Origin of the sequence: Duganella sp. Root1480D1 (assembly GCF_001427305.1) — a bacterium.
In the GTDB taxonomy this organism is placed as follows: Bacteria; Pseudomonadota; Gammaproteobacteria; order Burkholderiales; family Burkholderiaceae_D; genus Rugamonas.
The window spans coordinates 178,261-201,100 of the sequence record NZ_LMFZ01000007.1; the positions used below are offsets into that span (position 1 = coordinate 178,261).

General features: G+C 63.2%; 21 protein-coding genes. 7 read left to right on the forward strand and 14 right to left on the reverse strand.

The genetic code is table 11. The features are described 5' to 3' along the window. Positions 1-5: 5 nt before the first annotated feature. From kdpA to ASD58_RS09640, 4 genes are all read right to left on the reverse strand, one after another. Complete coding sequence (kdpA, locus tag ASD58_RS09625; protein WP_057260892.1) at positions 6-1,787, reverse strand: potassium-transporting ATPase subunit KdpA; 1,782 nt, start codon at positions 1,785-1,787, stop codon at positions 6-8. Position 1,788: 1 nt separating this feature from the next. Further along, complete coding sequence (locus ASD58_RS09630; protein ID WP_057260893.1) at positions 1,789-1,878, reverse strand: potassium-transporting ATPase subunit F; 90 nt, start codon at positions 1,876-1,878, stop codon at positions 1,789-1,791. A 192-nt stretch (positions 1,879-2,070) separates the two neighbouring features. Next, complete coding sequence (locus tag ASD58_RS09635) at positions 2,071-2,781, reverse strand: TorF family putative porin (RefSeq protein WP_057260894.1); 711 nt, start codon at positions 2,779-2,781, stop codon at positions 2,071-2,073. A gap of 104 nt (positions 2,782-2,885) precedes the next feature. Next, a complete protein-coding gene (locus ASD58_RS09640) occupies positions 2,886-3,701 on the reverse strand; it encodes a response regulator (RefSeq protein ID WP_057260895.1) in 816 nt (271 codons plus the stop codon). A 127-nt stretch (positions 3,702-3,828) separates the two neighbouring features. Here ASD58_RS09640 and ASD58_RS09645 point away from each other — a divergent pair, with 127 nt between their 5' ends. After that, on the forward strand, positions 3,829-5,829 hold the full coding sequence (locus tag ASD58_RS09645; protein WP_057260896.1) for a DNA topoisomerase IV subunit B: 2,001 nt from the start codon (positions 3,829-3,831) through the stop codon (positions 5,827-5,829). A gap of 14 nt (positions 5,830-5,843) precedes the next feature. After that, positions 5,844-8,186 (forward strand): DNA topoisomerase IV subunit A, encoded by a 2,343-nt coding sequence (gene parC / locus ASD58_RS09650; RefSeq protein WP_057260897.1) that lies wholly within the window; start codon positions 5,844-5,846, stop codon positions 8,184-8,186. A 60-nt stretch (positions 8,187-8,246) separates the two neighbouring features. Here parC and ASD58_RS09655 read toward each other — a convergent pair whose 3' ends face one another. Next, entirely contained in the window at positions 8,247-9,653 is a 1,407-nt protein-coding gene (locus ASD58_RS09655; RefSeq protein ID WP_057260898.1) for an IgA Peptidase M64, read from the reverse strand. A 93-nt stretch (positions 9,654-9,746) separates the two neighbouring features. On the opposite strand from ASD58_RS09655, the gene ASD58_RS09660 reads away from it, so the two are divergent. Then, the gene (locus ASD58_RS09660) at positions 9,747-10,301 is read left to right on the forward strand and encodes a sigma-70 family RNA polymerase sigma factor (protein ID WP_057261039.1); all 555 of its coding nucleotides are present in this window, start codon (positions 9,747-9,749) and stop codon (positions 10,299-10,301) included. Beyond that, complete coding sequence (locus tag ASD58_RS09665) at positions 10,298-10,984, forward strand: anti-sigma factor domain-containing protein (RefSeq protein ID WP_057260899.1); 687 nt, start codon at positions 10,298-10,300, stop codon at positions 10,982-10,984. The genes ASD58_RS09660 and ASD58_RS09665 overlap by 4 nt, the downstream gene beginning before the upstream one ends. Here the strand turns inward: ASD58_RS09665 and ASD58_RS09670 are convergent, their stop codons facing one another. From ASD58_RS09670 to ASD58_RS09695, 6 genes are all read right to left on the reverse strand, one after another. Continuing rightward, positions 10,985-12,103: a HupE/UreJ family protein gene (locus ASD58_RS09670; protein WP_082565323.1), complete on the reverse strand. Its 1,119-nt coding sequence runs from the start codon at positions 12,101-12,103 to the stop codon at positions 10,985-10,987. After that, positions 12,100-13,344 carry a hypothetical protein gene (locus tag ASD58_RS09675; RefSeq protein ID WP_082565324.1) on the reverse strand — a complete coding sequence of 415 codons (1,245 nt, stop codon included), beginning with the start codon at positions 13,342-13,344 and terminating at the stop codon, positions 12,100-12,102. Before ASD58_RS09675 ends, ASD58_RS09670 begins: the two co-directional genes overlap by 4 nt. Positions 13,345-13,352: 8 nt before the next feature. Further along, positions 13,353-13,595: a hypothetical protein gene (locus tag ASD58_RS09680; RefSeq protein ID WP_156401218.1), complete on the reverse strand. Its 243-nt coding sequence runs from the start codon at positions 13,593-13,595 to the stop codon at positions 13,353-13,355. A gap of 12 nt (positions 13,596-13,607) precedes the next feature. Then, the gene (locus ASD58_RS09685; RefSeq protein WP_057260901.1) at positions 13,608-15,071 is read right to left on the reverse strand and encodes a DUF4331 domain-containing protein; all 1,464 of its coding nucleotides are present in this window, start codon (positions 15,069-15,071) and stop codon (positions 13,608-13,610) included. 66 nt (positions 15,072-15,137) lie between these two features. Further along, on the reverse strand, positions 15,138-16,553 hold the full coding sequence (locus ASD58_RS09690; RefSeq protein WP_307177255.1) for a cyanophycinase: 1,416 nt from the start codon (positions 16,551-16,553) through the stop codon (positions 15,138-15,140). Between the two features lie 122 nt (positions 16,554-16,675). Beyond that, on the reverse strand, positions 16,676-17,191 hold the full coding sequence (locus ASD58_RS09695) for a hypothetical protein (protein WP_229209945.1): 516 nt from the start codon (positions 17,189-17,191) through the stop codon (positions 16,676-16,678). Positions 17,192-17,254: 63 nt separating this feature from the next. Between ASD58_RS09695 and argH the strand changes: the two genes are divergently transcribed. The 3 genes from argH (at position 17,255) to ASD58_RS09710 (ending at position 21,053) form a co-directional block, all read left to right on the forward strand. Beyond that, on the forward strand, positions 17,255-18,649 hold the full coding sequence (gene argH / locus ASD58_RS09700; protein ID WP_057260902.1) for an argininosuccinate lyase: 1,395 nt from the start codon (positions 17,255-17,257) through the stop codon (positions 18,647-18,649). Between the two features lie 164 nt (positions 18,650-18,813). Continuing rightward, a complete protein-coding gene (locus ASD58_RS09705) occupies positions 18,814-19,356 on the forward strand; it encodes a TRAP transporter small permease subunit (RefSeq protein ID WP_057260903.1) in 543 nt (180 codons plus the stop codon). Next, the gene (locus ASD58_RS09710; protein ID WP_082565326.1) at positions 19,353-21,053 is read left to right on the forward strand and encodes a TRAP transporter large permease subunit; all 1,701 of its coding nucleotides are present in this window, start codon (positions 19,353-19,355) and stop codon (positions 21,051-21,053) included. The genes ASD58_RS09705 and ASD58_RS09710 overlap by 4 nt, the downstream gene beginning before the upstream one ends. 43 nt (positions 21,054-21,096) lie before the next feature. Here ASD58_RS09710 and ASD58_RS09715 read toward each other — a convergent pair whose 3' ends face one another. From ASD58_RS09715 to ASD58_RS09725, 3 genes are read right to left on the reverse strand one after another with little or no spacing between them, the layout of a single operon-like run. Next, positions 21,097-21,567 (reverse strand): hypothetical protein, encoded by a 471-nt coding sequence (locus ASD58_RS09715; RefSeq protein WP_057260904.1) that lies wholly within the window; start codon positions 21,565-21,567, stop codon positions 21,097-21,099. A 5-nt stretch (positions 21,568-21,572) separates the two neighbouring features. Next, complete coding sequence (locus ASD58_RS09720; protein WP_057260905.1) at positions 21,573-21,950, reverse strand: glyoxalase superfamily protein; 378 nt, start codon at positions 21,948-21,950, stop codon at positions 21,573-21,575. 39 nt (positions 21,951-21,989) lie between these two features. Next, a complete protein-coding gene (locus tag ASD58_RS09725) occupies positions 21,990-22,652 on the reverse strand; it encodes a hypothetical protein (protein ID WP_057260906.1) in 663 nt (220 codons plus the stop codon). Positions 22,653-22,840 lie beyond the last annotated feature (188 nt).

Consider the following 22,840-nt stretch of genomic DNA (forward strand, 5'->3'; position numbering starts at 1 on the left):
ACTCCTTACTTATACAGTTGCAGGTGTTCGATCACCGGACCAAGCGCCAGCGAAGGAACATAATTCAATACGCCTACCAGCAGCACCACGGCCACCAGCAGGAACACGAACATCGGGCCATGGGTCGGCATGGTTCCGGAGTTGGCTTGCAGGCGCTGTTTGGACGCCAGCGAGCCGGCAATCGCCAGCACCGGAACGATCATGGCGAAGCGGCCAAACCACATGGCGATAGCCAGCATGACGTTATAGAACGGCGTATTGGCTGAGAGGCCGGCGAAGGCGCTGCCGTTGTTGTTGGCGGCCGAACTGAAGGCGTACAGGATCTCCGAGAAACCATGCGCGCCCGGATTGGCAACGCCTACCTTGCCCACGTCCAGCATGACAGCGATGGCGGTACCCGCCAGCACCAGGGTCGGCGTGACCAGGATGGCGATCGACGTCATTTTCATCTCATACGACTGGATCTTCTTGCCCAGGTACTCCGGCGTGCGGCCGATCATCAGGCCCGCGATGAACACCGCCATGATGGCGAAGATCAGCATGCCGTACAGGCCGGAGCCGACGCCGCCGAACACCACTTCGCCGAGCTGCATCAGCAGCATCGGTCCTGCGCCGCCCAGCGGCGTGAAGGAATCATGCATGCCGTTTACAGCGCCACAGGATGCGGCTGTGGTCACGGTCGCGAACAGGCCGGTGGCGGCAATACCGAAGCGCGTTTCCTTGCCTTCCATATTGCCGCCCGCTTGCAGCGCCGTGGCCGCCTGGTCGACGCCCATCGCCTGCAATGCCGGTTGCGCGCCCTGTTCCGCTGCAGTGATGCCGATGGCAGCGACCACGAACATGATGGCCATCGCCCCCAGCACGGCCCAGCCCTGGCGGCGGTCGCCCACCAGGCGGCCAAAGGCGAAACACAGTGCTGCGGGAATCAGGAAGATGGCGAGCATCTGCGCGAAATTGGACAGCGCGGTCGGGTTCTCATACGGATGTGCCGAGTTGGCGTTGAAGAAGCCGCCACCATTCGTGCCCAGCATCTTGATCGCTTCCTGCGATGCGACCGGTCCCATGGCGATCAGCTGCGTGGCCGCGGTCCGGGTCAGTGCCGGCGCCTCGGGCGTGGCGCCCGGTACGGCGTAGGTCACCGGTTCCACCAAAGCCACTTCCTTATAAGCAGAAAAGTTCTGGATCGCGCCCTGGCCGACCAGGAACACAGCAAACACGAAGGACAACGGCAGCAGCACGTACAGCATGATGCGGGTCAGGTCGACCCAGAAATTGCCGATGGATTTGGCCGAGCGGGCTGAGAAACCGCGAATCAGGGCAAATGCCACGGCAATGCCGGTGGCCGCCGAGAAAAAATTCTGGCCGGTCAACGCCAGCATCTGGCTCAAATAGCTCATGGTCTGCTCGCCCGCATAGCCCTGCCAATTGGTGTTGGCGACAAAGCTAACGGCGGTGTTGAAGGAGGAATCGGGGCCGACACCTGGCAGGCCTTGGGGGTTCAATGGCAGCCACGCCTGCATGCGTTGCACGGCATAGACAAACAGGGTACCGACGAGGTTGAAAACCAGCAGCGCCATGGCGTAGGCTTTCCAGCCCATGCCGCGCTGCGTTTCGCCGGCCGGCACGCCGGCGGCGCGGTACAGCAGCTTTTCGAGTGCTGCCAGCCAGCCGAGGCCTGGGATCTTGCGGCCATCGGCCACGCGTGCCAGCAAACCGCCCAGCGGCCACGCGGCGGCAACCAGAACCAGCAGGAATACAGCCAGCAACAGGAAGGATTGGGTGGTCATGTTACAGGTCCTCCGCTTTCAGCAGGGCCACCAGCAGGTAGACCAGCAGACCGGCCGTGGCGACGGAGCCGATTAGATAAAAGATGTTCATTGCTGGCCTCCCAGCTTGTCGCAACCAGCCACCATAGCGACAACCAGCACGAAAAAGGCGACGATTGCGCCGATAAAGACGATGTCCATTACGTTCCCCGAAAGGTCTTGTTTGTCTGTGAACCAGCTTATCGAGCCACGCCTAAAATCGGTGTAAAGACCGGGCGAGCGGGTGTAAACAAGCTGTAAAAATTCAGAAGGTCCGGCTGACAGTGAGCTGCAGGGCGCGCTTGCCCAGGAACTTGCCGTTGGCCGGCGACGCATAGGCAGTCTTGCCGGCATCGGTGCCGACAGCAGCCAGTTGCACGCTGGCCAAGCCCAGGTTCCTGGTCACGCCCAGCTTCCAGTCGCTGTAGTCCGATGCACTGTTGTTCTGCACGCGCTGGTGGCCGGCGTGCAGGTTGACGGTGTAGCCGGCGCCAGCGTCGATATTCGCACCCAGGTCCAGGTAGCCGGAGTTCCTGCTGTCGACGAAGCCGAACAGGTTGGTCACGCAATGCGAGTACTTCAGGGTGGCCGGTCCGTATCCAAGCTGGGCGTAGAGTTCTGTCGTATCGGGATTGTCGAGGCCAGGGAGGCGGCCCTTGTAAACATAGGCCAGCACGCCGGCGTCGTAGCTGATGTCTTCCGTCAGTTGGCCGCGCTTGCCGGCGTAGACGTCCAGTTCCACACGGCCGGAGCCGCCCGCATCACGCGTCCAGTGGATGGTTGAGGCCCAGGCGCCCACATACCAGCCGGTAGCGGCGCTGGCAAAATCGGCGCCGCCCTGCACTGCGGGCAGCAGGCGCGATTGCGAGATCCCGCGATAGCGGTAATCGCTGGTCAGCGAAGCGTTGAAGCTCAGGTCATCGGCAAAGGCAGGAGCCGCCAGCATCGCGGCAGCCAGGAAAAATGCGCTCTTCATAAATCCACTTTCGTCAAAAAAAAGAAGGTGACGAAAGCGTATCCAGCGGCGCGTAAAAACGGTCTAAAGAGAAGGCAGCAGCCAATCAACGCCGCGTAAAAGTCTCATAGCCGCATGAATTTACGCAGCACGGCCTGGAGCTGGTGTTCGGTGAGCGGCTTGTCCAGCATGCCGGCGGCGCCGGCGGCGCGGCCACGCGTGAGGTCATAATCGTGGGCCGATTGCACCAGGAAGACCACTTCGGGATGGGCCTCCAGGCTGCGCAACTGGGCGCACAGCAGGTAGTGGTCCAGGATCGGGGCAGCAAAGTCGATCAGTATCACGGCCACCGTGTGTTGGCGGCATAGCGCCTGCGCAGCCACGCCGTCCACCGCCCACAGCACCGGGGTGCCGAACTGTTTCAGCGATTTCCCGAGCTGCTCGCTGAAACTGGCATTGGCATCCACGCACAATACGGCCCCTTCGCGGCGCGGCTTGCGCATCTTTTCATAAACGTCAGGGTCGGTCAGGTCCAGGTCGAGCCGTTCGCGGCGCCGGCGCTCGGGCACCAGCGAGTCGACCGAAGCCGACAGGCCGGCCAGCACTTCGGCACGGCGCTCGACCAGGCGTGCCAGCTCGGCATACATGGCACTCCACTGCACCGGCAGCGGCAAGTTCGGGTAAGGCAGAAGGACACCGGTCGCGCCCAGCACCAGCGCTGGCCGGATGTCGCCTGCAGCCAACGACGCAATGACGGCCAGTGCCTTCAATTCGGTGCCGTTGGCCAGGTAAATATCAGGGTCCTGCAAGCTGTCTTCGGACAGGCAAAGGTAGGCCGGCCCGTCGGCTGGCGCCCGTGACAGGCCATGCGCGAGCGCGCGCTCGGCCTCCGGCAGGAAGCCAACCAGCCTGACTGCGAACGGGCGCCGATCTGTGGTCATAAACCCATTTTACCGCCGTGATTCCCTTGCGCGACCGGCCGTAGCGGATAGAATGCGCAAGCATGCGATCCGTCAAAGCGGAAAATACTGTATATAATCACAGCACTTTGCATTACCAATAACACGTATGGCCACTAAAAAACCAGTTTCCGACTACAGCGAATCATCCATCCGCGTCCTCAAAGGACTGGAGCCCGTCAAGCAGCGCCCGGGCATGTACACCCGCACCGAGAACCCGCTGCACATCATCCAGGAGGTGATCGACAATGCCTCCGATGAAGCATTGGGCGGCCATTGCAAAAATATTATCGTGACGCAGAATGCCGACGGTTCCATCAGCGTCGAAGATGACGGCCGTGGTATTCCGGTCGGCTTGCATCCTGAAGAAAACGTGCCGACGGTGGAAATCGTCTTCACCCGCCTGCACGCGGGCGGCAAGTTCGATAAAGGCTCGGGCGGCGCTTACGCCTTCTCGGGCGGCCTGCACGGCGTCGGCGTTTCGGTCACCAACGCCCTGTCCAAGCGCCTGGAAATCGCAGTGTGGCGAAAAGACGACGCCGGCAACGGTTTCCACCAGATCGCCTTCGAACATGGCGACCTGGTCGAGCCACTGAGCTCGCAGCCTGCACCAAAGGACGGCAAGAAGTCCGGTACCCGCGTCACCGCCTGGCCGGATGCGAAGTATTTCGACTCGCCGCTGATTTCGCAGGTCGAGCTGCAACGACTGCTGCGCTCCAAGGCGGTGCTGCTGCCGGGCGTGACCGTCACGCTGAAAAACGCCAAGAACGGCGACGAGCAGACCTGGATGTACAAGGACGGCCTGCGCGGCTACCTGAACGAACAACTGGCGCAGACCACCTCCGGCGGCGAGACCCTGATCCCGCTGTTCGAGGGCGAGCAGTTCGCCACCCCTGATGCGGAAGGCTTTGCAGAGGGCGAAGGCGCATCGTGGGTGGTGGCATGGACCGAGGAAGGCGCCGTGGTGCGCGAGTCCTACGTCAACCTGATCCCGACCCCGAATGGGGGCACCCATGAATCGGGCCTGCGCGAAGGCCTGTTCGGCGCGATGAAGAACTTCGTCGAACTGCACTCGCTGCTGCCGAAGGGCGTGAAGCTGCTGCCGGAAGACGTGTTTGCACGCGCTTCCTTCGTGTTGTCGGCCAAGGTGCTGGACCCGCAGTTCCAGGGCCAAATCAAGGAACGCCTGAATTCGCGCGACGCCGTGCGCCTGGTGGCCACCTTCTCCAAGCCTGCGCTGGAACTGTGGCTGAACCAGCACATCGACTTCGGCAAGAAACTGGCGGAGCTGGTCATCAAGCAAGCGCAGTCGCGCCTGCGTTCGGCCCAGAAGGTCGAGAAGAAGAAGTCTTCCGGCGTGGCCGTGTTGCCGGGCAAGCTGACCGATTGCGAGTCGGACGATACGGCGCGCACTGAAATCTTCCTGGTCGAGGGCGACTCGGCGGGCGGCTCGGCCAAGATGGGCCGCGACAAGGAATTCCAGGCCATCCTGCCGTTGCGCGGCAAGGTGCTGAACTCCTGGGAGACCGACCGCGACCGCCTGTACGCCAACAACGAGATCCACGACATCGCCGTGGCGATCGGGGTCGATCCGCACAACCACGGCGATTCGCCCGACCTGAGCGGCCTGCGCTACGGCAAAATCTGCATCCTCTCCGATGCGGACGTCGACGGCTCGCACATCCAGGTGCTGCTGCTTACGCTGTTCTTCCGCCACTTCCCTGCCCTGATCGACAAAGGCCACATCTGCGTGGCGCGTCCGCCGCTGTACCGCGTCGACGCGCCGGCACGCGGCAAGAAGCCGATCCAGAAGCTGTACGCGCTGGACGACGGCGAACTGGTGGCCATCGAGGACAAGCTGCGCAAGGACGGCCTGAAAGAAGGCTCGTGGACCATTTCCCGCTTCAAGGGCCTGGGCGAGATGAACGCCGAACAGCTCTGGGAAACCACCATGAATCCGGACACCCGCCGCCTGCTGCCTGTGTCGCTGGGCGATTTCGACCACAGCTACTCGTCCTCGCGCTTCAATATGCTGATGGGCAAAGGCGAAGCCGCCGCCCGCCGCGCATGGATCGAAGAACACGGCAACGAAGTTGAAGCAGACATCTAATACAAGTACCGAACATGACTCAAGCAAACCTCTTTGACGAACCAACCCCGGAACTGCCGCCGAGCGGTGGCAGCGGCGGCGATGAGGGCGGCGAATCGCTGACCCTCTCGACTTTTGCCGAACGCGCCTACCTGGATTACGCCATTTCCGTGGTCAAGGGCCGCGCCCTGCCGGACGTGTGCGACGGCCAGAAGCCGGTTCAACGCCGCATCCTGTACTCGATGAATGAACTGGGCCTGGGCCCGACCGCCAAGCCGCGCAAGTCCGCTACCGTGGTGGGCGACGTGCTGGGTAAGCTGCACCCGCACGGCGACCAGTCGGTGTATGACGCGCTGGTGCGCATGGCGCAGGACTTCTCGCTGCGCTATCCGCTGATTGACGGCCAGGGTAACTTCGGTTCGCGCGACGGCGACGGCGCCGCGGCAATGCGATACACCGAAGCCCGTTTGACCCCGATCTCGCGCCTGCTGCTGGACGAAATCGACGAAGGTACCGTGGACTTCGTCCCGAACTACGACGGCTCGTATCAAGAGCCGGCCCTGCTGCCGGCACGCCTGCCGATGGTGCTGCTGAACGGCGCCTCCGGTATCGCGGTGGGCCTGGCGACCGAGATCCCTTCGCACAACCTGACCGAGGTGGCCAAAGCCGCCGTGGCGATGATCCGCAATCCTAAGATCACCCACGCGGAACTGATGGAGCTGATCCCGGGCCCGGACTTCCCGGGCGGCGGCCAGTTGATCACCCCGCGCGCGCAACTGGACGATATGTACGCGTCCGGCCGCGGTTCGATGAAGGTTCGCGCCCGCTGGAAGATCGAAGAGCTGGCGCGCGGCCAATGGCAAGCCGTCGTGTACGAACTGCCGCCAGGCACTTCGGCCCAGAAGGTGCTGGAAGAAATCGAAGAACTGACCAATCCAAAGGTCAAGCTGGGCAAGAAAGCGCTGTCGCCGGAACAGGTCGCCCTGAAAGGCCTGATCCTGGGCCAGTTGGACAAGGTGCGCGACGAAGCGGGCCGCGAAGCTGCCGTGCGCCTGGTATTCGAACCCAAGTCGAAGAACCAGAACCAGACTGAGTTCATGCACATGCTGCTGGCGCATACCTCGCTGGAGACTTCGGCCTCGATGAACCTGGTGATGATCGGCGGCGATGGACGTCCGCGTCAGAAGGGTATCGGCGATATCCTGGGCGAGTGGGTCGAGTTCCGCTTCGCCACCGTGACCCGCCGTACCCAGTTCAAGTTGAAGAAGGTCGATGAGCGCATCCATATCCTGGAAGGCCGCCAGATCGTCCTGCTGAACATCGATGAAGTGATCGCCATCATCCGTAATTCGGACGAGCCGAAGGCGGCGCTGATCGAGCGCTTCAAGCTGTCGGATCTCCAGGCGGAAGACATCCTGGAAATCCGCCTGCGCCAGTTGGCGCGCCTGGAAGCGATCAAGATCGAACAGCAACTGGCTGAGCTGCGCAAGGAGCGCGAAGGCCTGCTGGACGTGCTGGAAAATCCATCCACCATGCGCCGCCTGGTGATCAAGGAAATCGACGGCGACGCCAAGACCTACGGCGACGCGCGCCGCACCCTGATCGAGGAAGCGCAGAAGGCTGTGGTCGAACAGAAGGTGGCCGACGAACCGGTGACCGTGATCATTTCGGAAAAAGGCTGGGTGCGTGCGCGTACCGGCATCGGCCACGATACGGCGCAGTTCACCTTCAAGGCCGGCGATTCGCTGTACGGCGCGTTCGAGTGCCGCACGGTGGATACGCTGCTGGGCTTCGGCGACAACGGCAAGGTGTACTCGGTGCCGGTAGCCGCACTGCCTAACGCGCGCGGCGATGGCGTGCCTATTACCACGCTGGTGGACCTGTCGGGCGGTGCGCGACTGCTGCATTACTTTGCTGGCAATGGCGACAAGCAGTTGCTGCTGGCGTCCGACGCGGGTTACGGCTTTATCGCCAAGGCTGCCGACATGGTGTCGCGACTGAAGGGCGGCAAGTCCTTCATTACGCTGGACGAAGGTGCCAAGCCGCTGCCGCCAACCGTGGTTGCCGACGGCGCGAGCGCGGTGGCGGTTATTTCGGAAAAGGCCAACCTGCTGGTGTTTGGCATGGACGAGATGAAGGTGCTGTCCAACGGCGGCCGTGGCGTGATCCTGATGGACCTGGCGGACAAGGAGAAGCTGGTTGCTGCCTGCGCGATCACCGACAAGGGTGTGACCGTGCTGGGTATCGGCAATGCCCAGAAGGCCAAGGAAGACCGCATGGGGCCGACGGCCCTGGCGCCACACTTTGGCAAGCGCGCGCGCAAAGGCAAGCCGATGCCGGTGCGCATCAAGCCGACTGGCCTGGCGCCGAACACCTAGAACCGGCGGTGACGCGGCCGCCGCAGGCCAAGTGTCAGACCCTGCGGGTCTGACACCGGTTTAGCGCGGCGCGTACAGGTCGATGGTCTCCTGCACCGCATCACTGCAAACCGCACAAAACTCCTCGCTACGGTCAAACATCAAGCACTGCTGCTGCGAACGATAGTAGCCAGTCGCCTCGTAATTAGCCCCCTCAAACGCTCCCACAGCCTTGCGATTCGGTGCCTTCGAGAACAGCGCATTGGTCCAGGCCAGGTCGTCCTTGAACAACTTGCTCATCTCCGATTCCGGACGATTATCCTTGCGCAGTTGCGCGCGGATCTTCTGGTACTCTCGTGAATGCGCCTCATACTCCGCCTTCGGCCAGGTCGTCGGCAGCGAAGTACCCGACGTCACAAACTTCTTCCACTTCAGATTGGCCGGGTCCAGCAAGGCCGTCACGTTCGGCTCCCAAGGCTCCATGCGCACGCCGCCTGTCGCGTAAGCCACCGGCGAGGTGTAATACTCGTCCGCCAAACCCGCGAAGTGGTGGCCGAATTCGTGCACGAACAGGTAGTTCGCCCAATCGTTATCCGCCGCCGCGGTGCTGAACTGGCCGTAAATCCCGCCACCGCCATAGGTGTCGTTATTGACCAGGATCTCGATGAACTCATACGGCGCATGCTGCGCAATCTCGCGCAGTGCGCGGTTGTCGATGGTCAGCACATAGCGCTCGCTGCCGAAAATGTCATAACGCGTGCCCAGCTTCGACGCATGGTGAGAGTTGGTCGATGGACGGGATACACCGCTTTCCTGGGTCGGCACCGCCATCGCCCACACGTTGAAGTCCTTGGCCCGCTCCTTGAACGGTGAAACAGTGAACAGGTAATCGGACAGCTTGCGTGCGCGGGCTTCGAACTTGGCCATATCCGCCTTGGTATAGCCATCGCCCAGGATCAGCAAGTCCACCTTCTTCTCGCTCGGGCCATTGACGCGGATCGGGATCGGCTTGGCAGGCGCGGGGTCCTGCTTGCGCACCACATCCATTGCATCGGTATCGACATCCAGGCTCCATACCACGGAAAACTCATTGCGTTCGTCGCGTTTCAGGATACGCACCTTGACTGGACGGTCAGGCTTGGGGAAGCGCACCGACTCATGGAAGCCGCGCGTCAGCCTGGCCGCTTCCTCGGTCGACTTCCACTCAACGAAAATGGTGGAGAAAGTACGGGTGTACAGCAGCTTGCCGGTCTTTGCATCCGCCACTTCGACCTTGTTCACGCCGCGATTGGTGGTGTCGATTGTCTTGGACATATCGCCAGCCCATGGCAAAGGCTCAATCACAACTTGTTCGATCGCATAACTTTCGTTTAGCGCGTTACCCGTATGCATATAGTCGAGGCGCACGGTCGCCGGTTGCGCCGCCAGGGCCAGCCCGGCCACGGTGCTGAGCGCCGCTCCCGCCAGCAGTCGATTCAGGTACGACATGAAGTCTCCAGTGTGGTTTTGGTGGCGGCTATTGTAGCTTTGCTTTGCGGAATACAGTAGACCGCCCCAAAAGCCAGGCATAAGATGGCCGCTATGCCTATCGAACCCGAACAGCTAAGAACATGGCTCGCTGCAGCCGGCCGCCAGGACGCCGTGGCGTTCCGCGCGCTGTACGATGCAGCCGCGCCGAAACTGTTTGGCTTTGCCATGCGTATATTGCGTAAGCGGGAACTGGCCGAAGAGGCGCTGCAGGAAGGCTTCGTGTCGATCTGGCACGCAGCGCCCCATTACCAGCCCGGCTTGGCAGCGCCGCTGACGTGGATGGCTGCCATAGTCCGCAACAAGGCGCTGGATATCCTGCGCCGCACGGACGATACGGTGGAACTTGACCATGAAGCACTTCGCGACGAATACACAAACTCACCTGCCGAGGCGAGTGAAATGAGCAGCGACGCGCGCGCGCTGGCTGCCTGCATGGCGCGGCTGGAAGGCTTGCACCGGCTGGCGATCGGCCTGGCCTTCTTCCACGACCTGTCGCATACCGAGGTGGCGCAGCGCATGTCGCTGCCGATCGGCACGGTCAAGACTTGGATCCGGCGGGGCATGGATAAGCTCCGGCTTTGCCTGGCGCAGGGAGAAGCGCCATGAACATCCGTGGCAATGACGCCTTGCGCGACAAACTGGCTGCCGAATACGTGCTGGGCACACTGCGTGGCGGCGCGCGCCGCCGCTTCGAAGCCTGGATGTACAGCGATGCCGCCTTGCGCATGCTGGTCAAGGAGTGGGAGCGCCGTTTGCTGCCGATGCATGAATTCGTGGGGGCGCAGCAGCCCTCGCCCCAGGTCTGGCGAAATATCGAAATGCGCCTGCACCTCAAGCCAGAACGCAGCAGCTGGCATTTCTGGCGTGGCTTCGGGCTCGGGACCGCATCTGCCGCGGTGGCTGCCGCATTGGTGGTGGCAATCAGCCTGCATCAATGGCGCCAACCATCCTATGACCTGGTCGCAACGTTAACCGACCAGCAAGCGCAACCCGCCCTGCTGGTGAAAGCCGATACCGGCAAGCGGCTGCTGCAGGTCCATATCGTCGGAGGTGCGCCGGTGCCGGTCGACCGCTCTTTGCAGCTGTGGGCCATTCCGAAAAAAGGCGCTCCGCGCTCGCTTGGCGTACTGGGGGCCGAGGGACGCGGAACGTTCTCGCTGGCCTCGGGCGCCGTCGGTGAGGATGTTGTGGTGCTGGCGATCTCGCTGGAGCCGCGCGGCGGATCGCCTGATCCGAATGGACCGACCGGGCCGGTGTTGTACAAAGGCCCGTGGGTACGGGCCATGTAATCAGGCAGTGGCTCGTTCGACGAGCCACACCATTGCCAACAAGGCGATGCCGGCCGAACCTGCTTTCACCATGAGCTGTTGATAGACCCAGGTCTTGCGCATGGCGTAAGCCAGAGGAGCGAAAGCAGCAACGATGGCAAGCTGCCCCAGTTCGACGCCAATATTGAATGCGGCCAGCGCCAGCGCCGTCGCACCCTGCGGCAGGCCAAGGTCACCCAGCACGCCGGCGAAACCAAAGCCGTGCAGCAGCCCGAAGGCGAAGGCCGCCAGCCAGCGCTTGCCCCGCACTAGTGGCCAGACGTTGTTCAGGGCTGCGATGGCCACCGAGGCGGCGATGGCGGATTCGATCAAGCGGCTTGGCAGCGCGAGCACTTGCAGCGCGGCCAGCGAAAGCGTGATCGAGTGGGCTAGCGTGAATGCGGTGACGACCCGCAAAACGTCCGCGCTCGCGGGACGCCAGCCCGCCGCCAGCACCGCTGGCAGCAGCAGTGAGAGCAGGAACAGGATGTGGTCGTAGCCGGTCCAGATGTGCCAGATGCCGTGGCGCAGGTAGCCGGAAGCCTGGTGCCACGCGCTGCCAGCGCCGGCGCCGGCAGCGAGGCGCGTGCGGTCGCCGCCCAGCACGGCCGATTGGGTGCGGCCATCGACCGTGAGGCTGGCCATGCCGCGGTGCTGGGCATCGAGATCGGCAAACAGCTTGTAGTCGATGGAAAACACGGCGCCGGGTTCGCATTCGCCTTGCAGCAGCAGGACGGTGTAAGCGCCGTCGGTGTGCCGGTCGACTTCCTGCCCTGTCACGCGCAGGCGGCAGCCCTTCCCCAGGCCCAGGCGCGGCATGGCGTAGGCCGCAATGTCGGCGTGGCGGGAACGCACCTCATCCCAGGTTAGCTGGCCGTCGCCATCGGCATCAAGGCCAATGGCGAAGTCGACGTCGCGCAAGGCGATGTCCCAACGCCCGTCGATGACTTGCCGCTCGCGCGACGCCACCTGCAGCGACGAAACGCCAAGCGTCAGGTAGCTGTCGCTCGGCTTGTGCGCTTGGGCCGCGCCGGCTGCGAACAGCAACGGCAGGAAGGCCAGCGCCGCCAGTTTGCGCGCAACGCTTTGCAAGAGGATCATAAGGCGCCTCCTTCGAGTTGGCGCGCCAACGAGGCGGCTTCTGCATCTTCAAGACCCTGCTGGCGGCGCCATGCCAGTGCCGGATGGGCTGCAGCGGGATCGCGCGCTGCGAGTGCCGCTTGCAGCAGGATGCGCAGGTCTGCCGGCTCCTTCTGCACCTGCCAGTTGGCCAGTGCAAGTTCCAGTGCGGCCCGCGCGTTATGGCGCAACTTCAATTCAAAGCGAGCCTGCTCGCGCTGGTGGATTGCGTCGCCACGGCGCGTGGCCGCATCGAAGCGCGCTTGCAGTTCAGCGATGGCGCTGGCCACCTCCGGTGCGCGAGGCGACGGCGCAGCTTGCGCAGCGATCGTATGCCGCAGCAGCAGGCCATCGACGCGCAGATGGTCGCGCAGCAGCGCCAGCACTTCGGCGGAGCGGCCCTGGTCCAGCAGAAGGTCGGCATAAGCGCCAAGCACGTAACTCTCGCCGGGCGCCAAGGCAAGTACCTGGCTGAAGCGCAATTCCGCGCGCGCGGCATCGCCGCGCCGCGCTGCCAATTCGCCAAGCAGGGTCAAGGCCCAAAGCCGCAGGCCGGCATTCGACGCGTCCGGGGCGCCGGCGCTGTCCGAGCGCTCGATAGCCAAGGCCAGCAAGCGCTCGCTGGCCGCAAGCTCGCCATTGGTGGCGCGGGCGTTGGCCAGGCAGGTCATGCTGGCCAACTGGCCGGCCAGCGACGACAGGCGCCCACAACTGTGAACAGCCGCATCATATTCGCCGCGCACTACCTGCACCGTCGCCAGCGTCAGCCACGCCTGGGCATTCCCCGGATCTGCGCGCGTCACGGCGTCCAGGTCGCGGATAGCCTCCACGAAGCGGTGGCCCGATTGCAGCAGTGTCGCCCGCATCAGCAGCACCGGCACCGGCGGCGCGGCCGCCTGCCACCAGGGAGCCAGCGCAGCCTGCGCGTATCCCAAGTAACGTGGATCGCCCGACGCGCGCCCAAGCTCGATGTAGCGCCGCGCTGCGTCGGCGGCAACCGCCGGATCGCGCGGCGCCGCCGCCAACTGCGCGCGCTGGCGGCGCAAGGCTGCATCGAACGCACTACCACGGCGTGGCAGCGTCTCCAGTACTTCGGCACCGGACTGCGGCACGAACGCCGCTGCCAGGCCTGGCAGCGGCAGGGCCATCGATGCGAAGGCGGCAAAGGCCAACGCATCGGCTGCGGCCGCAGCGGCGCGAATGATACAGCTGACGGGTTTCATGGCCGCCCTCACTCTACCGCCACCGGTTCGCCGCCATCCGGCGCGGCGAGCGCTGTGCCGTCAACATCGGCCGGCTCGGTGGTCTCGGGTGCGTTGCGGACCAGCACCAGCAGCGCCGAAGTGAACGTGTCGCCCGGTGGCGGCGGGACCGGCGCCTGGTCGGGCATCGAGATCGCCGCAGCGGAATCGCCACCACCGCCGCCGCAGCCGGCCAACAGCGCGGCCGCAAAAGCAAGACATAGACGTTTCATGATCGCGCCCTCCTATTGCTGCGGCGAGCCGGCAATCGGCGTTTTCAGGTAAGGGAAGCCGGCGCTGAAGTAGCTGTCGTCCAGGTAGGCGCCATCGGTGAAGCGAATCGCGCCGGCTGGCGCATCGGCAGGCGCGCAGCCGATATTCAGCGTGCACAGCTTACCCATCACCACGCGCAAGGCAATATCCACCACGTCATCGCCCGGCCGGCGTCCATTCGGGAAGCCAGCGTTGTCGCCATCGATCACACCCAACCGCTTCTGAGCCCCCTTGGCAACCGGCGCAATCGAGGTATTCAGGCGCAGCATTTCGGATGCCTTCACATGCGAAGGCTGGTTCAATCCCGGCACGCCGGTAAGGAAGGTTGTTACCAGGTCGTTGCGTGGGAAGTTGGTGGGCGCCTTGGCGCCCGCGCTGCCGAACAGTACTTCCACCAGCGCCGGCAAGGTCGGGTTGGTCACATAATCCGCGAACTGGCCGTCCTGCACAGGCTTGCTATGGTTGAAGCGGTCCTTGTCCTTTAGGCCGATCACCACCTCGTTCACCAGCGGCATGCCGAGCCGCGACACCTGCGTCCACGCGCCGCCCTCCTTCGAGCCGCCGTTTGGATTGAGCAAACGCCCCTGCCGCAGGCTGGCCGTGGTCCAGCCGCCGATCACCGCCTCCGTGCCGGAGGTGAGGCAGGATGCAGCCACCTCCAGTTCTATCGACGTTACGTTCTTGTCGTCCAGGTCATCGCGCGCATTCTTCTCCGCATTGGCAAGGAATTCCACCGCCGGCGCCTTGATGTTGATCAAGTCAAAAGTCTCGCCCAGGTTGACCACGAACGAATCCTTGCGCTGCCCGACAAACATGCGCCCCGGCACCGCGCAGCCGGGAATATTCACGGCGTACACGTGCTTGCCCGCATACCCCGCGTAATCGGGAATCGACTTGTTGCCGATATTGTCGATCGGCTTGTCGAACACCGTGGCGCCGTTGCCCGCCATGCGCACCGGCTGCCGCACGCCGCGCCGGTCGCCGCGCACCACGTCCACCGTGTAGGTCTCGCGCACATTCAGGCCGGCGGCATTGACGTCGTTGACCGGCCCGCCATTGATCACCAGCGGAATCGGCACCTTCTTGCCGCCCACCGTGAACGCGGCATTCTTGAACGTGTTGGTGAAGCGGAACTGGAAAGTCAGGTCTTCCCGCGCATCGCCGTTGTTATCGATATGGATCTCGTACAGCGCATCCGGATCCATGGTGAAGAAATTCGGTCCGCCATATGCATCCTGCAAAGGCACGTAGTTGGCGATCAGGGTCACGAATTGCTCGCGGCCCGGCTCGTAGCTACGGAACAGGTAGAAGTCTGTCCCGTCGACCTTGGGTTGACGTGTGATGAACGGTGCTTCGCGGTGGCTGGACGCCTGCGCCGCCGGCGCCAGGGCCGACAGCAGGGCTAACTGGACAGCAGCTTGCTTGATGAGTGCCATGGTTTCCTCCCGTGTGGTTGGTTGCCATGGCATATACGCGGCGGATTCGCCGCCGGATTCAAATCCTCATTTATATTTGTATAGCGGCCGCGTGATTTCGATAGGCCTGATATCCAGGCGGATGTTCAGCACCGAATACGCTTCAGCCACGCTGGACACGTAGCCCACCGTGTCAGCCGTCTTGGTGAAGCGGAATTCGAAGCCGACTTCGGTTCCGCTGGCGCGCGGGTTGCCGCTGGCGATCCCGATCGCTTCTTCCTGGTTGCTGTCGATCAGGCGTTCCATCAGGTCGATTACCGCGCTATTGCCCAGCACATCATTGCTGAACACAGCGCCGCGCCCAAGCGTGCGCGTGGGGTCGATGCGGCCGCCGGCCTTGTCGTTGGACGGCATGAACATATGGGTGCCGATATTGAACTTGTCGCCGCGGTCGAGATAACTGATCACGGCATTGCGCACGCCGAAATGCGGCGCTTCCTTGTCCCATTCGGCGCGCGACAGGTCGATCAGCAGTGCGCCTTTATAGCCGATGATCTCCACCTCGCGCTGGGCATTCACCACCATGGCGCTGTCTTCGTCGATGCCAAGCCCGATCTGGTAGCCCTTGGCCAGCATGGCCGGAATCATGCGCGCAAAGCGGCCCCGCACCAGCAGGTGCTGGTCCACGAACACGTCGTCGCCGATGAAGCCAAGGCCAGGGCCCAGTTCACGGCCGTCGGCAATGCCGGTCTGCAGCATCGACAATACCGCCTTGGGATTCGCGAACATGGTACTGCTCATGATGGCCGCACCGGCCGAGGAGCCGGCAACCACGCCGCCACGGCGATACACATCCCACACCGCCTCCAGCACTGCGGTCTGGGTGCCGTCCTCGCGCAGCAGCGCCTTGGTAATGCGCCCCTGGTCGCCGCCGGCGAAATAGACGCCGTCCGACTCGCGGATCTTTTTCGCGAGCGCGGCGTCGTCCGCATTCTTCTTGTAGTCGCTGCCGGCCAGGCGCACGGCAACCGGCACCAGGAAGGCATCCGCGCCCCACTTGCGCAGGTAGCCGATGATGGTCTGGGCCGAACGCTCCGGATTGCCGGCCGCCGATGGGAAAACTGCGATGCGCGAGCCCTTGCCGCCGGCCAGCTTCACCACGCGCTGCCAAACGTCCGCATTGTCCCCGCGCAGGCCGCCGCCGATGATGACCAGGGATCCCTGGTGTGACGCAACCGGCGAAGGGGCGATCGCCGCCGAGCCGCCGCTGACAGTCGCACTGGCGCCGGCCACGATGCGCACCGGGGCAGCCGTATCGGGCAGCGGTGGTGTCAAAGGCGGCGCAGTGGGAGGCCTGGACGGCGCGTCCGGCGGCGGCGTGGTACTGGTGCGGGCAGGAATGGGGTTCTTGGGCGGCGCTTCGCGGGCATGGATCGGAAGGCCGCATGCGGCTAGCAAGGCCAGGCCCAAACGGGCCAGGCCGGCGGGGGAGTACAGCTTCACGATGGCCTCCTGTTCTGCTTGCTCACTGGCATCGCTGCTAGACATCTGGGTAATACCTTTCCGACAGTGTAGCCGGACGCAACGGCGGAGTAAAACCCTTTCGTGCGTCCTGCCACACGGTGTTATTGCGCCTTCAGGTAGCGCTCCGGCAGCGGGGTCTTTTCTCCCTCCGGCTGCCACAGGAGTTGCAAAATCCACCAGCGCGTGCCGTCATTGACCAGCTGGATGGAATTGATGCCGCGCACAAAAGGCTTGTCCGCCGGGGCATGGCGCGCTTCATAGGTGCTGAAAACCTGGGCAATCTGTCCATATTCCTCGCCCTTGCGCGCGAGTTCGGACTCGTAGAAGCCCTCCTTCGCGAACACCGGCGTCACGCGGGTGATGTAGTCTTCCAGCGACAGTACGCGGGTGTTGATCGCGCCATCCTTGCCGGTGCTGTGCACCACCATACGGCCGTCGTTGCGGAACAGGGAACGCAGGCGGTCCCAGTCGCGCGCCTTGCCGGCCGGGCCGGAGATGGTGTCGTACAGGGCGGCCACGATGCCGTCCACGGATGCCACGTCGGACGGGCGCGCGCCCTGCGCGAACGCACTACCGCTGGCCAGCACCAACAGTAGCAAACTTGCTAACTTCTTCATTGACTCTCCTACTAATTTATAATCGTTTGAATTTCCCGTGCAAATCTCACCGCAAAAGCCACTATGACAGATCAATTCTCCAAGAAGGCGGAAGCCTGGTCCGCTCGTTTCTCCGAACCTGTTTCCGACCTCGTGAAACGTTACACCGCCTCGGTGTTTTTTGACAAGCGCATGGCCAAGGCCGATATCGAAGGTTCCCTGGCCCACGCCGACATGCTGGCTGCGCAAGGCATCATCCCGGCCGCCGACCTGGCTGCGATCCAGAAGGGCCTGGCCCAGGTCAGCGCCGAAATCGACGGCGGCCAGTTCGAATGGCAGCTCGACCTGGAAGACGTGCACCTGAATATCGAAAAGCGCCTGACCGAACTGGTTGGCGACGCCGGCAAGCGCCTGCACACCGGCCGCTCCCGCAACGACCAGGTGGCCACCGACATCCGCCTGTACGTGCGTTCCGCCATCGACGACATTACCGGCCTGCTGCAGCAGCTGCGCGGCGCCCTGGTCGACCTGGCCGAGAAGAACGCCGACGTGATCCTGCCTGGCTTCACCCACATGCAGGTGGCGCAGCCGATCACCTTCGGCCACCACATGCTGGCTTATGTTGAAATGTTCGGCCGCGACGTCGAACGCATGCAGGATTGCCGCAAGCGCGTGAACCGCCTGCCGCTGGGCGCCGCCGCACTGGCCGGCACCACCTTCCCGATCGACCGCCTGCGCGTTGCCAAGACCCTGGGCTTCGACGACGTGTGCCACAACTCGCTGGATGCGGTGTCGGACCGCGACTTCGCGATCGAATTCACCGCTGCGGCGTCGCTGGTGATGATGCACGTGTCGCGCATGTCGGAAGAGCTGATCATCTGGATGAGCCCACGCGTTGGCTTTATCGACATCGCCGACCGCTTCTGCACCGGCTCCTCGATCATGCCGCAGAAGAAAAACCCGGACGTGCCGGAACTGGCGCGCGGCAAGACCGGCCGTGTGTACGGCCACCTGATGGGCCTGCTGACCCTGATGAAGGGCCAGCCGCTGGCTTACAACAAGGACAACCAGGAAGATAAGGAACCGCTGTTCGACACCGTCGATACCGTGGTCGATACCTTGCGCATTTTCGCCGACATGGCCGGCGGCATTACCGTCAAGCCGGAAGCCATGCGTTCGGCTGCACTGCAGGGTTACGCCACCGCGACCGACCTGGCCGACTACCTGGTGAAGAAAGGCTTGCCATTCCGCGATGCGCACGAAGCGGTGGCGCATGCCGTGCGCGCCTGCGACGACTTGAAGATCGACCTGGCCGAAATGTCGCTGGAACAACTGCAGGCGTTCTCGCCGCTGGTAGGCGAGGATGTGTTTGCGGTGCTGACGCTGGAAGGCTCGGTGGCGGCGCGTGACCACGTTGGCGGTACTGCGCCGAACCAGGTGCGCATGGCGATTGCGCGCGTGCGGGGGCAGTTGGCCTAAAACCGGTAACCCGGTGTCTGACCCGCAGGGCCGGACACCAATGCCAGCAGCGGCCGCGTGTCAAGTGTCAGACCCCGCGGGTCTGACACTGGTTTACCGGTTTTCGCCGCGCGCAGAATCCGCTAATATCCTTGCAATAACTATTCCAACTATGGAGACAAGTAATGCAAGGATTCCTCCGCCTTTCCGGCTGGCTGGACCGCATCAGCTACCGCTGCGGACAGTTGGCCAACCTGATGATACTGGCCTCCTGTTTCATCAGCGCCTCCAATGCCATGATCCGTTATGGCTTCGACTGGAGTTCCAACGCCCTGCTCGAAATGCAGTGGTACCTGTTTGGCGCCGCCGTGATGCTTGGCGCCAGCTACACCTTCCAGCGCAATGAACACGTGCGTGTCGACCTGGTCTACGGCCACGTCTCCGAACGCAAGCAATTGTGGATCGACGTCTTCGGCATCATCTTCTTCCTGTTCCCAGCCTGCATCCTGTTTGCCTGGCTGTCGTGGGAATCGCTGTTCCTGCCGTCCTGGGCCATCATGGAACAATCAAGCAACGCCGGCGGCCTGCCGCGCTGGCCGATCAAATTCGTGGTACCTATCGGCTTTGCCCTGCTCACGCTGCAAGGCCTGTCCGAGCTGATCAAACGCATTGCCCACCTCACCGGCCAGGCCCTGCTGGACAGCAAATACGAAAGGCCAGTGCAATGATTCCATTGGAGATGATGCCGCCGCTGATGTTCGGCGGCCTGGTCGTATTCATGCTGGTGGGCTTTCCGGTAGCGTTCTCGCTGCTGGCGGTCGGCCTGTTCTTCGGCTTTATCGCGATTGCCGAAGGCTTCTTCGGCGTGCCCTTCCTGCAAGCGGTGCCGCAACGGATTTTCGGCAGCGTGCTGGCCAATGACCTGCTGCTGGCGATCCCCTTCTTTACCTTCATGGGCGCGGTACTGGAAAAGTGCCGTCTGGCGGAGGACATGCTCGACTCCATGGGCCGCCTGTTCGGCGGCGTGCGCGGGGGCCTGGGCTACTCGGTGATCATCGTCGGCTTCATCCTCGGCGCGATCACCGGCACCGTGGCGGCGCAGGTGATCGCCATGGCCATGATCTCGCTGCCGGTGATGATGCGCTACGGTTACCACATGCGCTACGCCACCGGCGTGCTGGCCGCTTCCGGCACCATTACGCAACTGGTGCCGCCGTCCCTGGTACTGGTGGTGCTGGCCGACCAGCTCAAGACCCCGACCGCAGCCGCCGACGTGGGCAGCATGTACCTGGGTGCCTGGGGTCCTTCGCTGGTGCAGATCGGCCTGTTCGCGCTGTACACCTTCATCCTGTCGCGCGTGAAGCCGGAATGGTTGCCGCCAGCGCCGCAGAACGAATTGGGCCCGCGCGGCTGGGCGCTGTGGAAGCAGTGCCTGCAGGGCATCGTACCGGCCGCCGTGCTGATCTTCATGGTGCTCGGCACCATGATGTTGGGCGTGGCCACGCCAACCGAGTCGGGCGCCATGGGTGCGCTGGGCGCGGTGATCCTGGCGGCGATCCGCCGTCCGGAATTCCAGGGCGCCGACAAGATCTTCTTCCGCGTCGGCATGGCGGCGCTGCTGTGCGCAGCGCTGGTGGGGGCGCTGGTCCCGGGCACCAAGCCTGCCGTGCAGGTGACGCTGGCGGTGCTGTACGTATGCGTGGCCTGGGTGGTATTCCGCGCCAGCCATATCAAGCCGCTGCGCGAACTGATCCAGCTTAGCTACCAGTCCACCATGCGCCTGACCGCGATGGTGGTGTTCATCCTGATCGGCTCCACCTGCTTCTCGGTGGTGTTCCAGGGCGTGGATGGCGGCCTGTGGGTCGAGCACCTGTTCAACGGCATCCCGGGCGGCTGGATCGGCTTCCTGCTGGTGGTGAACCTGTTTGTGTTCTTCCTGGCCTTCTTCCTCGACTTCTTCGAAATCGCCTTCATCGTGGTGCCGATGCTGGCCCCAGTGGCGCAGAAGGTGCTGGCGCCGCAACTGGAGCCGCTGATGGGCAGCCCGGAAGCGGCGGCATCGGCGGCCCTGGTGTGGTTCGGCGTGATGCTGTGCGTGAACATGCAAACCTCGTTCATGCATCCGCCGTTCGGCTTCGCACTGTTCTACCTGCGCGGCGTGGCGCCGAAGGAAGTGAAGTCTTCGGATATCTACTGGGGCGCCTTGCCGTGGGTTGGCCTGCAAATGCTGATGGTGCTGCTGGTGGCTGCGCTGCCGCAAACCGTTACTGCCTTCCTCGACCGCAGCACGGGCGGTAAAGTCGAATCGGGCGACCTGCGCATCGAGCAGCCGGCGCTGCCGGATTCGCTGCCAGCGCAAAAGCAGGACGACGAACAGCAGCCCGAGCTGAACTTCTCGCAGCCGGAAGAAGAGAAGAAAAAATGATGGCTACGTGCCGGCGCAGGCTGCGCCGGCACACCTGGCTGGATCAGTCCAGCGGGCCGCAGGCGTTCTTGGTGTACTCGGATTCCAGCTTGTCGATATCGTTCTGGGTCCTGGACATCGCATCGAGCTGGGAATTGCGGCGGTTTTCGTTGCGCTGGCCGTACAGCTCTTCGCGGCGGGTGCGCAGCGAATCGCAGCTCTGTTTTGGCGCGGGCTTGCTGGCAGCAACGTCGCGCGCTGCCTCTGAATCTTCCTTGGCTTTCTTCTCGCGCGCTTCGCGGTTGCGCGCGGCCAGTTCGTCGGCGCGCTCGCGGTCTTCCTGCGCACGCGTCTGGGCAGCTTTCACCTGGGCGGCAGTGGGCGGCGGCGGATAGTCGATGGCTGCGCCGATTTTGGGACACGGCATGGACTGGTAAGTTACCTTGCCATCCACCGTGCACTTGAATAGCCCCTGCGCGCCGGCCTGCGATGCGGCGGCCATGCCAAGGACTGCGAACAACAGCGCTTTCTTCATTGCGCTTACTCCCAATGGGTCTGGGTCAAAAATTTGAGCCGGTTATTGTCTGGATCGAGAACGGACATGACACGCAGGTCCGCTCCCAGGTCATTGTTCGGCGCTTGCTCGACGTTCACGCCGTACTCCAGGAAGTCGTCATACAGGGCATCGACGTCCGGAACATAAAAGTGTACCAGCCCGCCGGGCTGGCAGTCGCCCGAATGTTCCGATAAGAAAATTTCCATGCCATCGAGCATCATCGAGGCAAAGCTCGGCATGCCCGGCTCGAAGTGGTGCGTCCACTCCTCGCGAAAGCCAAGCGACTCATAGAAAGGCTTGCTGGCGGCGTAGCTCGCCACCCGCAATGCCGGCACTACCCGCTGCGTGTCTTTCAAGCCCATGCTGACTCCCTGTAGGTTTGCCCTACAGGGGAGTGTACATCAGTGCTTGTGCGCGATCATGTTGGAGAGGACGCTGAAGGCGGCGCCTGTGTGTTCCTTCTCCAGCAGCAGGGTGAGCTCGGTGTGGGTCGAGATCAGGTTGATCAGGTTGACCTTGTCCCATGCCAGCTTCTTCAGGATGGCGTGGTAGATGCCCGGCGTGCGCCAGGAATCGGCAGTCAGCTGCAGCGTGACGGCATTCAGGTTCTCCAGCCGCGCCAGCAGGCGTTCGCCGGCGAAGATCTGTTCGACCAGCCCGATGAACGGACGGCTGCAGATCACCACCACTTCTTCGCTGCCGCGGGTCACGGTCAGGTACAGGCCGTGGCCGGTGCCCGAACGCTCCAGCAACTGGCGGTGGCATTCATCGATGCGGTCCGAACGGCGGAACGTGAACTCGACAAGATCGGTGCGTGCGGTCAATTGGCCGGACTGCTGGGCCAGTACCAGTTCCTGTGCATCCTTGTCCGGCAGGCGTCCGGCCACGCGCCGCAAGGCCATGACCACGGCCGCCTGGCCGACAGGCTTCCACAGGTCGTTCTGGAGCTGCGGTTGCAGCTGGCGCGCCAGTTCCGACAGGTTGATCAAGCCACGACGCAGTCCTTCGCTCAGGAAGGGCGACTCCGTGACGATCCTTTCGACTTTCGTAGATATAGACAACATGAGTGATGCGCCCTCACTAAGTGGTACGTCAAACAAATGACGGGCTAGTGTAAAACGCAAAATTCAACTAGTGCAACATGAGTGTGACAATTAGATACATATTTGTGTTGCGTCCAACACGAAACTAGAAAAACCCCTCTATTTCGTTGTAACTTCCCTACAAATCGCGCCAATCGTGCGCCATTTGG

Bases quoted from the DNA above. Each gene is read 5' to 3' on its own strand.
- ASD58_RS09675 (WP_082565324.1), bottom strand. From the start codon at position 13,344: ATGAAACCCGTCAGCTGTATCATTCGCGCCGCTGCGGCCGCAGCCGAT.
- ASD58_RS09695 (WP_229209945.1), bottom strand. From the start codon at position 17,191: ATGAAGAAGTTAGCAAGTTTGCTACTGTTGGTGCTGGCCAGCGGTAGT.
- ASD58_RS09645 (WP_057260896.1), top strand. From the start codon at position 3,829: ATGGCCACTAAAAAACCAGTTTCCGACTACAGCGAATCATCCATCCGC.
- ASD58_RS09640 (WP_057260895.1), bottom strand. From the start codon at position 3,701: ATGACCACAGATCGGCGCCCGTTCGCAGTCAGGCTGGTTGGCTTCCTG.
- ASD58_RS09715 (WP_057260904.1), bottom strand. From the start codon at position 21,567: ATGAAGAAAGCGCTGTTGTTCGCAGTCCTTGGCATGGCCGCCGCATCG.
- ASD58_RS09655 (WP_057260898.1), bottom strand. From the start codon at position 9,653: ATGTCGTACCTGAATCGACTGCTGGCGGGAGCGGCGCTCAGCACCGTG.
- ASD58_RS09720 (WP_057260905.1), bottom strand. From the start codon at position 21,950: ATGGGCTTGAAAGACACGCAGCGGGTAGTGCCGGCATTGCGGGTGGCG.
- ASD58_RS09705 (WP_057260903.1), top strand. From the start codon at position 18,814: ATGCAAGGATTCCTCCGCCTTTCCGGCTGGCTGGACCGCATCAGCTAC.
- parC (WP_057260897.1), top strand. From the start codon at position 5,844: ATGACTCAAGCAAACCTCTTTGACGAACCAACCCCGGAACTGCCGCCG.
- ASD58_RS09685 (WP_057260901.1), bottom strand. From the start codon at position 15,071: ATGGCACTCATCAAGCAAGCTGCTGTCCAGTTAGCCCTGCTGTCGGCC.
- ASD58_RS09665 (WP_057260899.1), top strand. From the start codon at position 10,298: ATGAACATCCGTGGCAATGACGCCTTGCGCGACAAACTGGCTGCCGAA.
- ASD58_RS09630 (WP_057260893.1), bottom strand. From the start codon at position 1,878: ATGAACATCTTTTATCTAATCGGCTCCGTCGCCACGGCCGGTCTGCTG.
- argH (WP_057260902.1), top strand. From the start codon at position 17,255: ATGACAGATCAATTCTCCAAGAAGGCGGAAGCCTGGTCCGCTCGTTTC.
- ASD58_RS09660 (WP_057261039.1), top strand. From the start codon at position 9,747: ATGCCTATCGAACCCGAACAGCTAAGAACATGGCTCGCTGCAGCCGGC.
- ASD58_RS09710 (WP_082565326.1), top strand. From the start codon at position 19,353: ATGATTCCATTGGAGATGATGCCGCCGCTGATGTTCGGCGGCCTGGTC.
- ASD58_RS09635 (WP_057260894.1), bottom strand. From the start codon at position 2,781: ATGAAGAGCGCATTTTTCCTGGCTGCCGCGATGCTGGCGGCTCCTGCC.
- ASD58_RS09725 (WP_057260906.1), bottom strand. From the start codon at position 22,652: ATGTTGTCTATATCTACGAAAGTCGAAAGGATCGTCACGGAGTCGCCC.
- ASD58_RS09680 (WP_156401218.1), bottom strand. From the start codon at position 13,595: ATGAAACGTCTATGTCTTGCTTTTGCGGCCGCGCTGTTGGCCGGCTGC.
- kdpA (WP_057260892.1), bottom strand. From the start codon at position 1,787: ATGACCACCCAATCCTTCCTGTTGCTGGCTGTATTCCTGCTGGTTCTG.
- ASD58_RS09670 (WP_082565323.1), bottom strand. From the start codon at position 12,103: ATGATCCTCTTGCAAAGCGTTGCGCGCAAACTGGCGGCGCTGGCCTTC.